Genomic DNA, 12820 nt, shown 5'->3' on the forward strand with positions numbered 1-12820 from the left:
CTACAACTTCATGTTGACGTTCATGTTGTAGATGATCCATACCGAGCCAGCGATAAGAATCAATACAACAATGGCGGTAAACATCAGTGATACCAAGTTCCAACGCCCATCGGAAGATTTCGCCTCCATGTGCAAGAAGTACTTAAAGTGCACAAAGATTTGTACCAGCGCACAACCGAACAAGATCACGTAAGTTTCAGTGCTTGGAAGCGCATGCGACCACACAATGTAGAACGGAATAATGGTCAGAATCAGTGACGCAATAAAGCCTTTCACATAATCCGTTGCACCACTGTCTAGATGCTGTTCCATTACATCACCCCCATTAAGTACACGATGGTAAATACACAAATCCAAACGATATCAAGGAAGTGCCAAAACAAGCTCAAGCACTGGAAGCGCATCGACATATTGTCGTTCAAACCTTTGGTTGAAAGCTGGTGATACGCCACCGCCATCCAAATCAGACCGAACGTTACGTGCAAACCGTGTGTGCCAACCAAGGTAAAGAATGCTGAAAGGAACGCACTCTCTTGAGGACCATAGCCTTCTGCAATCAAGTGATGAAATTCATACACTTCCATACAGATAAAGGCTAAACCCAATACAAAAGTGACTTTTATCCATCGCTTCAATCCGGTCACATCTTTGCGCTTCATCGCAATCATGCCAAAACCGAAGGTGATACTACTGAACAGCAGCATCATGGTTTCGACAAACACGAACGGCAGTTCAAAGATGTCTTTGCCTGTCGGCCCTGCGATTGATCCACTCTCAAGCACGGCATAAGTCGCGAAAAGCGTGGCAAACAGGACACAGTCACTCATCAGGTAAACCCAGAAGCCAAACAACTTATTGCCCGCAGCTTCGTGGTGATGATCATGCGAGTGTGCAAGATCATAAGTGTGTGACGGAGTATTAGCTTGCATACGTCGTCTCCAAGTCATCTTTATTGTCGTTGTTATCACTGTCAGCACTGTTACCACGACCAGAATGGTCGCCTTTCACTGACTGTTTCTTTGCTTCTTCAAGCTGTGCACGTCGAGCCGCTTCAATCGCTTTGATCTCTTCAACTTCCACGTAGTAGTCCACATCGTCGTTGTAGCTGTGTTGAATACACGTCACCACGATGCCCACTAAGCTTGCAGCCGCTAGCCACCAGATGTACCAGATCATTGCGAAGCCAAATGCCAACGCCCATGCAGAAACATAGATACCTGTCGGTGTGTTCTTCGGCATATGAATACGTTCGTATTCTTCTTCCTGAGTTGGGTCAAACTCACCACTTTGCTTTTGATACCAGAACGAATCGATCTCATCGCCCTTAGGCAGTTTTGCAAAGTTGTAGAACGGCGGTGGTGAAGACGTTGCCCATTCGAATGTACGTCCACCCCATGGGTCGCCGGTTAGATCTCGGTTTTGGTCGCGGTCACGAACACTCACGTAAATTTGAACGAACTGACACACCACACCCATCGCAATCACCCCTGTACCTGCAGCCGCAACCGCCAGTAAAGGGAAGAACTCAGGGTTGATGTCTTGGCTCAAACGACGCGTCATGCCCATAAAGCCCAGAGCGTAAAGCGGCAAGAACGCCATTAAGAAACCAATGATCCAGCAGTAGAATGCGCGTTTGCCCCAAAGCTCGTTCAGAGTGAAACCAGTCGCTTTCGGGAACCAGTAACCAATCGCAGCAAAACAACCGAAGACAACACCACCGATGATTACGTTGTGGAAGTGAGCAATCAGGAATACTGAGTTATGCAGAATGAAATCTGCGCCCGGTACTGCCATCAATACGCCCGTCATACCACCAACGGTGAAGGTGATTAGGAAGCCCACTGTCCACATCATTGGCGTGGTAAAGCGAATACGACCTTTGTACATGGTGAATAGCCAGTTGAAGATCTTAACCCCGGTTGGGATAGAGATAATCATGGTCGCGATGCCGAAGAAGGCATTCACATTGGCGCCAGAACCCATAGTGAAGAAGTGATGCAGCCAAACCACAAACGCTAAAATAGTGATTGCCACCGTTGCCCATACCAGTGAGGTATAACCAAACAATTTTTTACGTGAGAAAGTTGCAGTCACTTCAGAGAATACACCAAAGATAGGCAAGATTAGGATGTACACCTCAGGGTGTCCCCATGCCCAAATCAGGTTCACATACATCATCACGTTGCCACCAAGGTCATTGGTGAAGAAGTGCGTGCCGATGTATCTATCCAACGTCAGTAGCGCGATGGTTACCGTTAGGATTGGGAAAGAGATGATGATCAGGATGTTGGCACACAGAGATGCCCACGTGAATACTGGCATCTTCATCATTGGCATAGACGGAGTGCGCATGCGCAAAATGGTCGCAAAGAAGTTCACACCCGTTAACGTGGTACCTACACCGGATATTTGCAGTGCCCATATCCAATAATCGACACCCACACCCGGGCTTGCCTCAATACCGGAAAGCGGTGGATACGCCAACCAACCCGTACGGCCAAATTCACCTAAGCCCAGCGACATGTTGGTTAGGATAATACCCACGACAAACAGCCAGAAGCTCAGGTTATTCAGATAAGGGAATGCAACATCACGAGCACCAATTTGTAGCGGTACAATGATGTTCATCAGGCCGATAACCAAAGGCATCGCGACGAAGAAAATCATGATCACGCCGTGAGCCGTGAAGATCTGGTCGTAGTGATGTGGTGGCAAATAGCCCGTTTCACCGGCTGCAGAAAGCAATTGCTGGCTACGCATCATGACCGCATCGGCAAAGCCACGAACTAACATCACCATCGCCACAGCAATGTACATGAAGCCCAATTTTTTGTGGTCTACAGAAGTAAACCATTCATTCCAAAGGTATTGCCACTTACCGGCTTTGGTTACCGCGTACACCACTAAACTGCCCACTAAAGCGATCATGGTCAACGTGACCAAAATAATGGGTTCGTGGTAGGGAATTGAGTCTAGAGTTAATCTTCCAAACATGACGATTATCCTTGGGTTTCCGGCAAACAGTTCATTGAACCAGGGTGCTGGGTCACAACATCAGTAAATAAAAATGGTGGGATACTGGAGAACAGAGTCACAGGTTCAGCGACACTTGGCGCAGCCAATGAACGGAATTGCTCCCAGTCTTCAATACGGTCCGGGCTAGCTTTCACTTTTTCCACCCAGTTTAGAAACGCCACTTGATCAGGCATGGCTGATGCGGTGAATTTCATTTGAGAGAACCCTTTACCACTGTAGTTCGATGCAAAACCTTTGAAGTCACCTTCATGATTAGCAATCAAGTTCAGCTTGGTCACCATTCCCGGCATCGCATAAATCTGCGAACCAAGACGCGGGATAAAGAACGCGTTCATGATGTTGTCTGAAGTCAGCTTAAACGTCACCGGTACATCTTTCGGGAACGCAACATAGTTAACCGTCGCAATATTTTGCTCCGGATAGATGAACAGCCACTTCCAGTCCAGAGAGACCACTTCGATCACCATTGGTTGCACATCACTTTCCAGAGGCTTAGAGGGCTCTAGTTCGTGTGTTGTTCGCCAAGTGATGGTGGCCAGAATCGCGATGATGATTATTGGAATCGTCCATACCACCACTTCGATCTTGGTTGAGTGCGCCCAGTCAGGTGCATACTCTTCTGTGGTATTACTTTCGCGGTATCTATAGGCAAAGTAGATGGTCATCAGAATCACGGGGATGACGACAATCAGCATCAGTAACAGAGCCGTAATAATCAGCTCCTTTTCCTGAACGCCAACGCTACCTTTTGGGTCGAGCAATGCGGAGTTACATCCTTCGAGCATCAGGACGGTTCCCACCAAACCAATCCTCGACAGATTTGCTCTCGATAAAATGTGTTTATATCTTGAAGCTTCCATTAACTTTCTCGATGGTTATCCAGCCTCAGAACGAACGCCCGAGTACTGGTTGTCATGGTCATTAGAATATTTATGTGTTGAGCATGTGAAACGACGCATCTCAAAGCGAAACGGAATTAGCCACTATCTTGAACAGTCGCCAGTTGAACAGTTGAACTGACAAGTTAAAACGACAGTGCTTCGCAGCCGAAACATTACCGCACGGTTAAAACCACACAAAAAATATGACTTAATTGTTACACTTTGAAATACATTGTTACATTTGGCGCATTATGAGGAGTTGAAATTGAAAGCTCACCAAACAAACTTGGAAACTAACCTTCCAGTTATGAAAGTGAGATATGGGAAATTGATGCAATTCAGACGCACGATATAGGCGTGCCACACGAGTCGAGCCATGTGCGGAAAAGGATTAAGGCGAAACGGAAGAGAGAAAAGTAAACACGCAGTAGAAACAATAATGATTGATTACATTAGAAAGAGCGAATTAAGCAAAGTGTGATGATCGTCAAATTTATGAATTCACATACGATTTCAAAGGTATTTACAAAAGATATCACTCTAGACAACGACCCATCAGCCACTCGAATGACACGTTGATTATTATGATAATCATGTCAATTATACGCAGTAGAAAACGGGCAAAGATGAAGATAAAAAGCCGATTTTTGGGTATTAAGAGATGTTTCAAGCGGGTATTACTCCCCTCAAGGGAGGGGAGTAATCGTCTTTAAGAGAGAGATTATGCTGTTGGTTCGATGACGGTTTAGCGCTGATTTTTAGTCATCAAATGATAAACCACAGGCACAAAGTAGAACGAGATAAGAGTAGTTAATACTGTACCGCCGACAATCGCGACTGCAAATGGAGGCCAGAAACCGCCACCAGCAATAATCAACGGCATAAAGCCACCAACGGTTGTAATCGTGGTCGAGCTGATATGACGAGTACACGACATCACAGCTTCTACCACCGCATCCACATTGCCTGATGAGGCTTGCTTATCGAGTTTCAATTCGGTCAAAATCACGATGGCGGCGTTAATCGCTAAGCCCGCAATCCCGAGCATGGCGATGATCACCGTGAAGCCGAACGGATAACCGAAGATCCATACCGACAACAGCCCTAGCCCACCAGCCAATCCTGCTACCATGAAGATGATACTACTCATTCGGAACGAGTTGAACGACATCACCACCACCAAAACCATCAATACCACCACAACGGCGACATTCGAGATCAGGCTATTGACTGAATTGTCTCGCTCCGCTGATTCGCCACCAAAACCAATGGTGTAACCCGATGGCATCTCGTAGCCTGCTAAGCGTTTTTGGAATTCATTAAGTACGGTTTGAGGTAAGACACCCGCTTCAATATAACCCTCGATAGTATTCACACGTTGCCCATTTCTACGGGTAATCGCACCACGACTGGTCGTCAGTTCAAGCTCAGCCAGAGTCGACACATTGATACCGGTTGAGTAGACATCTGAACTGATCGGCAAACGAATATTACTCAGGTGCGAAAGATCCTCACGCGCGTCATCCGCGACACGAACACGAATCGGCACCGATTCACTGCCCTCAATCACAGAGCCACTTTCACGACCTGTAAGCGTCGTTTGAAGCATGCCAGCAAACTGATTGAGTGAAATACCGTTAAGTTTTGCGGTATCTTCATCGACCTTCAACCACACCTTAGGCGTACCCGGCTGCAATGTTTCCCTTGTGTGAGTCACATGAGGAACACCTGCCAGAATCAAGCGCACATCCTCACCAATCGCTTTCAACGTATCAAGGTTTTCACCATACACACGCAGTTCAACGGGCGCGGTAAATGGAGGCCCTTGGTTGAGCTTTCTCACCAAGATCTGCGCCTGTGGTACTTCTTTATCTAGCACCTTTTGAAGTTCTGGAATTAACGTATTTGCTTGTTCAAAGTTCTCTGTTTTCACCATTGCTTGCGAGAAGTACGGCGCATTATTTTGCCTTGCTTGCAGGTTGTAATAGAAAGATGGGAAGTTAGCGCCCACTAGCCAATCAATGCGCTCCACTTCTGGATAGCGATGAATGATATCGTCGATTTTTTCAGAAGTATTTTTAGTGGCATAAATGCTCGCTTGAGGTGGCATATAAACCTGAATCTCAAACATGTCTCGGTCTGATGGCGGGAAGAATTGCTCAGTCAGCTGAGACATACTCCAGTAACCAGTAAACGGAACCAACAACACCAAAGCAATCGTGATAATTGGATGCGTGACACCAAAACGGACAGAAGACGAGAACCAACGCGTCAAAGCCGGAATTTTCAAGCCTGTCATGTACCAATGGTGCTGACCTTTCTTATCAACATCACTGAGCTGTTTCGGCAGTAGCTTAGTCGCCAAGCCTGCAATCAAGGTGTGCGAGATGATGTAAGAACCGATCAACGAGAAAGAAACGGTAATCGCAATTCCCCCCACAAACTCACCCGATGCGCCCGGCATCAAAATGATCGGCGCAAACGCCAATACCGTGGTTAATGTTGAGCCCAGCAAAGGCACCCACAAGTGCTTCAACGCATTCATGGTCGCTTCAGCGCGCTGTTGCCCTTTCAGGCGATAAGCTTGAATAGTATCAACCATTACCACCGCGTTATCCACCATGATCCCGAGCGCTACAATTAAGCCCGTCACCGACATTTGGTTAATCGGCACACCGGTCATTTTCATGATCGACAGCGTAAGCAGTGACGTTAATGGCAAAGAAATCGCCACTAAGATCGCAGCACGAACACCCAAGGTGACAAACAGCACGATCAAAATCAGACCAAAACCGATCATCAGGCTTTTACCCAAATCGTCCAAGCGAGTCTCGGTATAACCTTGCTGATTAAACAGCACTGTCACCTTAACGTTACTTGGTAACTCTTGCTCAAATTTACCAATCAGAGCATTAGCTCGCGACGTCCAGTTGTCGACTCGCAGATCCGGATGCATTCTTGCCGCGACAATCACACCCGGCTCACCATCAATAATAGCAATCTGGTCTTGTGGGGTTTTCTCACCACGTTTCACAGAAGCAATGTCTTCCATACGGATGATGTGACCATTGCTATCAGTGGCTATTGGCACTTGCTTAATGCGTTCAATAGAATCGAGTTCAGATTTAATTTCTAAGCCAAAGCGAGAATAATCACTCACTAACTCACCGGCGGAGTTCTTGGCGTCCGCCCCTTCTAGCGACTCAGCAATATTGGCACTTGAGCGCCCTAACGCCGCTGCATCTGCGGTACGTAAACTGATTTGAATCTCTTCTTGTGGCATCCCGTATTCATCAACAAATTCGGTGCCCGATAAAGTTCGTAATCGCTTGGCGAGTTCTTTGGCATAGCGACCCAGCGTTAATCGGTCTGGCTCGCCGGCACCAGACCAAGTTAGAGATGCAATGGTCGTGAAAGCATAAGTATGGTCGCTATCGAGATCGGGAGAATGTGAGCCAGCAGGCAAGATGGATTCGATATCAGATAGTTTGTCGCGAGCTTGAGACCAAACCGGCTCAGGCTCGGTGATGGTGTCATTCAATTCTAAGGTGACAATAGACACGCCCGGCCTTGAGGTTGAGCTCACGAGTTTAACTTCACTCAGCTCACGCAGCTTGTTCTCGATAACTTCTGTTACCAAGGTTTCAACACGCTCGGCACTGGCGCCGGGGAAACTGGTAGTAATGTTCGCGTAACGGTTGATGATCACCGGATCTTCTGCACGTGGCAACGTCATGAACGCAGAAATACCACTCACCATCAGCAGTGCGGTCATTAATATAAGCAGCCGAGTGTTGGAAATAGTCTCTATGATTTTCATGCTATTTCCTATTCAGCAGTAACGCTTGCTGGCTTCACGGTTTGTCCGGGAACTAAACGATGTAAGCCACTGGCAATAACTTGCTCACCGTCTTCAATTGCCCCACTCACATACGCTTGTTGATTGTTGGCAAACAATACCTGAACACTTCTACGTTCAACCTTGTTGTCTTCACCAATCACAAAGATGTTCCACACCCCGCGTAATCCATCAATCAAACCAGTTATTGGCACCCAGTAACCTTGGTCATCAATCTGTTCATCAAATTTAAGGTAGGCAAGTTGCCCTTCTAATACCGACGATTGTTCAGGGAACAGATAACGTAAGCCGACACTTCGAGAGCGAGTGTCGACCATCGCACCAGGGTTCAGCAGAGTCACAGAGAAATCATCTCGCCCGACACGAATACTTGGTGCGGAAAGTGAAGTAACCTTTTTCATTTGATGGGCAGGAATACCGATGAAGGCTTCTTTCCCTTCAGAGGCAAGCAAAGTCAGAGTTGGATTACCCACATTCACTACATCTCCCAAAGAGACAAAACGCGTTGCAATAGTGCCCGAATAAGGCGCAAGAATTGTCGATTTCACTAGCTTCAATTGATTGCCTTTTACGGAGGCACCAATACGCAGCAAGTTAGCCTGCAATACGCGTTGCTCACTAGTCAGCGAGTCAATTTCCGCCTCAGCACTGAAGCCTTTAGCTTTCAATGAACGCTGACGTTTAAGGTTCGCTGCCACAAGGCTCAACTGAGCTTTGACTTCTTCAGCTTGAGCTTTCAACTGACTAGATTCAGTTTCCAAAAGTTGGGTATCCAATCGAATCAACGGCTGACCCGTTGTGACTGTGTCACCGACATCCACCAGAATCTCGTTTACTTTGCCCGCCAGTTCGAAACCTAAATTAGCCTGTTGACCCGCCTTAACCACACCGACATATTCGCGTTGTACTGCATAAGAGGAAGACAGCGCCAAGGCCATCGTTTCCACGGTTAAAATGGTTTGGACGCTCGATGCCGTTTCAGTGGTTGAATCAACCGACTCTTGAGCTTGTTCCTTTTCGCCACATCCAACAAGAAAAGCCGATAGAGATAACGCCACCGCACTTCCCTTCATCAATTTATACATACTCACTGTTCCTATGCGGTACTCAATCCTATTCTTTTTTTAGACTAACCAAACCAAACTAGACTGTCTAGTTTGATTATGTTAAAATAAGTTTCATCGTTAATGATTGATAAAACCATCACAAAAAGCATAATGCTTAGCGCAGAATGAAATGCATTGAACTGAGTAACGTCAAGTACCAAGCAAGCAACGAGAAACAGCACGTGACTAAAATCATCAAGAGTGAACAGAAGAGATCGCAGATCTTAACCGCAGCCAGCCAACTTTTCTCTGAACATGGCTTTAAGATCAATATGGATCAGATAGCCAAAGCAGCGAACGTTTCCAAGCAAACGGTCTACTCTCACTTTAAAAACAAAGACGAACTTTTCGAAACCTGCATGCAAACCAAGTGTGCGGAGCGCGAACTGAGCCCTGCAGCATTTGATATGAATGCCACTTTGGAAGAAGAGTTGGTGAAGTTTGGTGTGAAGTTTCAAGATTTGTTACTTGATGAGCAGTCTCGACAAACCTTTCAGAATGCAGTTAGCCAATCCAACACACATCCAGAAATCGCTTCTATTTATTTAGAAACAGGACCACAGAAGACCACTAAGTTACTCGCTGATTATTTGCAGTCGAAAATAGATTCGGGTGACTTAACGCTTTCAACATCAAGTTCACCGATCATTGCTGCACGACAATTGTTGCTGATGTTTCATGGTAAGTCGGCTTATTGGGCATTCTTCGGACACGACAGCGGCGAGTCTGATAATGAAAGACTGAATTACACGCGTGAGTGTGTCGCGCTATTCTTGAACGGCAACCAACCTCGCTAGTTTGAGCCCAACTGAATGTGGGTTAGTTAGCAGGAGCCGCTGACTCTAGCAGTAATTCGTAGAACCGTTTTGCAGCAGGGCCTGTCTTTGCCCCTTTTGGCAAAGTGAGATGAAGCGGGACTTGGTATCCACTTCCATTTTCCACATTCAGCACCGTGAGCTTGTCACTTCCTCGGCTTTCAACAATGTGCTTGGGTAGTCGACAATACCCGACTCCCTGCTCTACCGCGCCAAACGCATGATCGAAATTATCGACCGTAATACGCTGACTCGACTTCAACCAACCCACATCCTTTTTCTCAGTTAGCTTTTCAACCGATCCTAAGTCTCGCACCACAATTTGTGGTAGCGACGATAACTGATTAAGCGATACAGACGACACCTTAACTAACGGGTGCGAGCAAGCAACGACAGGCTCCATCATCGTAAAACCAAAGGCTTCTGCTGAGTAATTAGTAATAGGCAGGTTGATGATAGCCACATCGGCCAGTTCTTGAGTCACCATTTCCGTCGTCTTAGACAATGATGTTTCAATCACTTGTATTGATGTGGTGTTGTTCTCCGCCAAAAATGCAGCCATCGGTTGATAAAGACGTTTAAGACAACACAAGTGATCAACCGCAACCACAATTTCAGACTCAACACCTTTCGCCAGTTGTTCACTGATCAACTCCAACTCTCTGGCTTGTTCCAGCATGCTACTCGCCCGGCGCAGCAGTGACTTTCCGTCTTCCGACAGCACTGCCCGACGACCTTCAACCTGCACTAAAGTCACGCCTAATTGATCCTCCAACTTTCTCAGCGCATAGATCAGCGTGGTGTGGCTCTTGTTCAATTGCAGTGCCGCAGCCTGAATACTGCCTGCGCGGTCAATCTCATAAAGGGTTTGCCATTGGTCGAGGGTGGTTTTCAATCTCATTGGTCTAAAATCCTGACAGTTAATGACTATATTATGAACTTTTCTGTCTGTTTTTTACAGGTAATATCTATTCCAACAGGCAATCAAGCCCCCTACGTTTTGCGAAATGACCATGAGTCTCAGCGCAATACCAAGTAACTGTTTGGAGAAATAACCATGAAATTATTACAAGTCGATTTTGAATTTAGCGGCCCATTTGGTGAAGATATGTCGAACGCGCTCGTTGACCTAGCAAAATCTATTAACAACGAACCGGGTATGATCTGGAAAATCTGGACAGAAAACGAAGCTGAAAAACTGGGCGGTGGTGTCTACCTTTTTGAAGACCAACTCAGCGCAGAGACTTACCTAGCGATGCATAGCGCTCGCCTTAAACAGATGGGTGTCGACGAAGTACGTGGCGTGATTTTTGACGTGAACCAGCCTTTAACTACCATTAACAAAGGCCCAATCAACGGCTAGTTAATTCGCTGAATGAAAACAAAGCGATTGGAATGAATAAAGAATTAGCGACAGGCACGAGATAGAGAGATAACAAATGAACAATAAAACGTTTTTAAGCCTACACGGCATCATTTACGCAGGGTTTGCCTTCGCGTTGTTTTTCCTACCAACGGTCATGTGGCCTATGTACGGCGTGGAAATTAATGATAAGTACGCTTACTTTCTCTCTCAACACACCAGTATCTTTCTTGGTGGTATTTCAGCGATAACATGGTTACTGCGAGATATTGAAGCGGGAATTAGTGCTAAGAAACTCATCCAAGGCTTGGTTGTCACCAATATGCTGGGTGCCATTATCACTTTGTATGCCGCTTTCACGGGTATCTTTGTTGGCTTTGGTTGGAGCGATCCTGCGTTCTTCCTTTCACTATCAGTACTGAGCGTGTTGCAGGTTCGCAAGCAAGCTTAGTGCGTATGATTTATAGGTAGCACAAACAAAAAAACACTCGGTATATGCCGAGTGTTTTTATATTCACCTTTCTATCAAGACCAAAGTTAGATTCGCTAAATAAGAGATAATCTTGATATTTGATTTTGCTATTTACTAACAGACGATGAACGACCAAGCATACGGCTCAGTGTGCCATCTTTGTCCACTAGTTGGTGTTTCAATGCACCCAAAACATGGAGAGCAAACACCACCATAATCAAGTTCACCGCATTAACGTGAACGAAAGAAGCCGCAGACTGCAACCACTCCGTTTTCTCACCAGCAGCAATCAACTCAATGCCGAATAGCTCTAATGCACGTCCACCAGCAACGCTCATCACGGCACCAGAGATTGGCATCGCTAACGTCACTAATAACAAGAAATGATGAACGCCTTTCGCGGCAATCTCTTGGGCTCTTGTTAATACAGCAACACTCTCAATCGCCCCTTCTTTCAAACGCCATACAAAGCGTGAAAGTGCGACAACCAAAACAATCAAACCTAACGATTTGTGCAGCCCCATTAACTCGCCTTTTTCGGGGCCTCGAGGCATGCCTTCGAATTGAAGCCCAATAACAAACACAGCGATAAACAAAATGCCGGTAAGCCAATGGAAAATAACTGTCTGTTTCGATAATGATTTATTCATAATGACCACTCTATGTCTCTGACCTAGGTGTTATTTTGACTCATTATCATTACAGTTCACATGGTCTTTGCGTAAAGTTACGTAAAGACCAAGAAACTGCTATATACCGTTATTTTGAGTGCTCAACGTAAATCAATTCATCGGTGTTGAAGCCACGCTCTTTCGACATCGATTTAAACTTCTCCATAACCTCAGATGAAACTTCCGGAGTTCGAGAAAGCAGCCATAGGTAATCGGTATCTGGGCCAGAAACAAACGCGTATTGGTAGTTCTCTTTATCCAACTCGAACACCACATAAGCGCCATAGAATGGACCAAAGAACGACACTTTCAGATAACCCTGATCGCTGCCTTCGACAAAGTACGCCTTACCTTCCGCCTCGTTCCATTCGCCATCTTCATCCGAATAACCGCGGTTAATCACCTTTACACCACCGTCATCACGTAAGCTGTATTCGGCACTGATGCTATTGAGACCACGCTCAAACGAGTGGTCCAAACGAGCCACCTCGTACCATTTGCCTAAGTATCTATCCAATTCAAACTGTTGAACGGGCTTTACTGTTTCGGGCATGCCCACGCATCCACCCAACAGAATGACACTCAGCAGCAATAATATTTTCTTCATCCTAACCTCG

12 protein-coding genes are annotated in these 12820 nt (G+C 46.1%); 3 read left to right on the forward strand and 9 right to left on the reverse strand.

Going from position 1 to position 12820, the window contains the following annotated elements; genetic code table 11:
* The 6 genes from cyoD to SJY39_RS24935 form a co-directional block, all read right to left on the reverse strand.
* The gene (cyoD, locus tag SJY39_RS24910; RefSeq protein WP_010439794.1) at positions 1–312 is read right to left on the reverse strand and encodes a cytochrome o ubiquinol oxidase subunit IV; all 312 of its coding nucleotides are present in this window, start codon (positions 310–312) and stop codon (positions 1–3) included.
* Entirely contained in the window at positions 312–947 is a 636-nt protein-coding gene (gene cyoC, locus SJY39_RS24915; RefSeq protein WP_080967339.1) for a cytochrome o ubiquinol oxidase subunit III, read from the reverse strand. Before cyoC ends, cyoD begins: the two co-directional genes overlap by 1 nt.
* Positions 919–2994, reverse strand: a complete 2076-nt coding sequence (cyoB, locus tag SJY39_RS24920) for a cytochrome o ubiquinol oxidase subunit I (RefSeq protein WP_016768540.1) — start codon at positions 2992–2994, stop codon at positions 919–921. The genes cyoC and cyoB overlap by 29 nt, the downstream gene beginning before the upstream one ends.
* 5 nt (positions 2995–2999) lie before the next feature.
* Positions 3000–3896 carry a ubiquinol oxidase subunit II gene (gene cyoA, locus SJY39_RS24925; protein WP_081275277.1) on the reverse strand — a complete coding sequence of 299 codons (897 nt, stop codon included), beginning with the start codon at positions 3894–3896 and terminating at the stop codon, positions 3000–3002.
* Between the two features lie 766 nt (positions 3897–4662).
* Complete coding sequence (locus SJY39_RS24930; protein WP_016786965.1) at positions 4663–7737, reverse strand: efflux RND transporter permease subunit; 3075 nt, start codon at positions 7735–7737, stop codon at positions 4663–4665.
* 8 nt (positions 7738–7745) lie between these two features.
* Positions 7746–8861, reverse strand: coding sequence for an efflux RND transporter periplasmic adaptor subunit (locus tag SJY39_RS24935; RefSeq protein WP_016768538.1), 1116 nt, complete (start codon positions 8859–8861; stop codon positions 7746–7748).
* A gap of 146 nt (positions 8862–9007) precedes the next feature.
* Here SJY39_RS24935 and SJY39_RS24940 point away from each other — a divergent pair, with 146 nt between their 5' ends.
* On the forward strand, positions 9008–9679 hold the full coding sequence (locus tag SJY39_RS24940; protein WP_016768537.1) for a TetR/AcrR family transcriptional regulator: 672 nt from the start codon (positions 9008–9010) through the stop codon (positions 9677–9679).
* Between the two features lie 22 nt (positions 9680–9701).
* Here the strand turns inward: SJY39_RS24940 and SJY39_RS24945 are convergent, their stop codons facing one another.
* A complete protein-coding gene (locus tag SJY39_RS24945) occupies positions 9702–10598 on the reverse strand; it encodes a LysR family transcriptional regulator (RefSeq protein ID WP_016768536.1) in 897 nt (298 codons plus the stop codon).
* A gap of 156 nt (positions 10599–10754) precedes the next feature.
* On the opposite strand from SJY39_RS24945, the gene SJY39_RS24950 reads away from it, so the two are divergent.
* Positions 10755–11060, forward strand: a complete 306-nt coding sequence (locus SJY39_RS24950; RefSeq protein ID WP_016768535.1) for a monooxygenase — start codon at positions 10755–10757, stop codon at positions 11058–11060.
* A 76-nt stretch (positions 11061–11136) separates the two neighbouring features.
* Positions 11137–11511, forward strand: a complete 375-nt coding sequence (locus SJY39_RS24955) for a hypothetical protein (protein ID WP_016768534.1) — start codon at positions 11137–11139, stop codon at positions 11509–11511.
* 128 nt (positions 11512–11639) lie between these two features.
* On the opposite strand, the gene SJY39_RS24960 is transcribed toward SJY39_RS24955, so the two are convergent.
* Both SJY39_RS24960 and SJY39_RS24965 read right to left on the reverse strand, forming a co-directional pair.
* Entirely contained in the window at positions 11640–12182 is a 543-nt protein-coding gene (locus SJY39_RS24960; RefSeq protein ID WP_016768533.1) for a cytochrome b, read from the reverse strand.
* Between the two features lie 109 nt (positions 12183–12291).
* Complete coding sequence (locus SJY39_RS24965; RefSeq protein WP_029189198.1) at positions 12292–12810, reverse strand: lipocalin family protein; 519 nt, start codon at positions 12808–12810, stop codon at positions 12292–12294.
* Positions 12811–12820 lie beyond the last annotated feature (10 nt).

Origin of the sequence: Vibrio sp. R78045 (assembly GCF_042466085.1) — a bacterium.
Taxonomy (GTDB): domain Bacteria; phylum Pseudomonadota; class Gammaproteobacteria; order Enterobacterales; family Vibrionaceae; genus Vibrio; species Vibrio cyclitrophicus.

Excerpts from the sequence above, each read along its gene's own strand:
- cyoD (WP_010439794.1), bottom strand. The coding sequence starts at position 312 with ATGGAACAGCATCTAGACAGTGGTGCAACGGATTATGTGAAAGGCTTT.
- cyoC (WP_080967339.1), bottom strand. The coding sequence starts at position 947 with ATGACTTGGAGACGACGTATGCAAGCTAATACTCCGTCACACACTTAT.
- cyoB (WP_016768540.1), bottom strand. The coding sequence starts at position 2,994 with ATGTTTGGAAGATTAACTCTAGACTCAATTCCCTACCACGAACCCATT.
- cyoA (WP_081275277.1), bottom strand. The coding sequence starts at position 3,896 with ATGGAAGCTTCAAGATATAAACACATTTTATCGAGAGCAAATCTGTCG.
- SJY39_RS24930 (WP_016786965.1), bottom strand. The coding sequence starts at position 7,737 with ATGAAAATCATAGAGACTATTTCCAACACTCGGCTGCTTATATTAATG.
- SJY39_RS24935 (WP_016768538.1), bottom strand. The coding sequence starts at position 8,861 with ATGTATAAATTGATGAAGGGAAGTGCGGTGGCGTTATCTCTATCGGCT.
- SJY39_RS24940 (WP_016768537.1), top strand. The coding sequence starts at position 9,008 with ATGAAATGCATTGAACTGAGTAACGTCAAGTACCAAGCAAGCAACGAG.
- SJY39_RS24945 (WP_016768536.1), bottom strand. The coding sequence starts at position 10,598 with ATGAGATTGAAAACCACCCTCGACCAATGGCAAACCCTTTATGAGATT.
- SJY39_RS24950 (WP_016768535.1), top strand. The coding sequence starts at position 10,755 with ATGAAATTATTACAAGTCGATTTTGAATTTAGCGGCCCATTTGGTGAA.
- SJY39_RS24955 (WP_016768534.1), top strand. The coding sequence starts at position 11,137 with ATGAACAATAAAACGTTTTTAAGCCTACACGGCATCATTTACGCAGGG.
- SJY39_RS24960 (WP_016768533.1), bottom strand. The coding sequence starts at position 12,182 with ATGAATAAATCATTATCGAAACAGACAGTTATTTTCCATTGGCTTACC.
- SJY39_RS24965 (WP_029189198.1), bottom strand. The coding sequence starts at position 12,810 with ATGAAGAAAATATTATTGCTGCTGAGTGTCATTCTGTTGGGTGGATGC.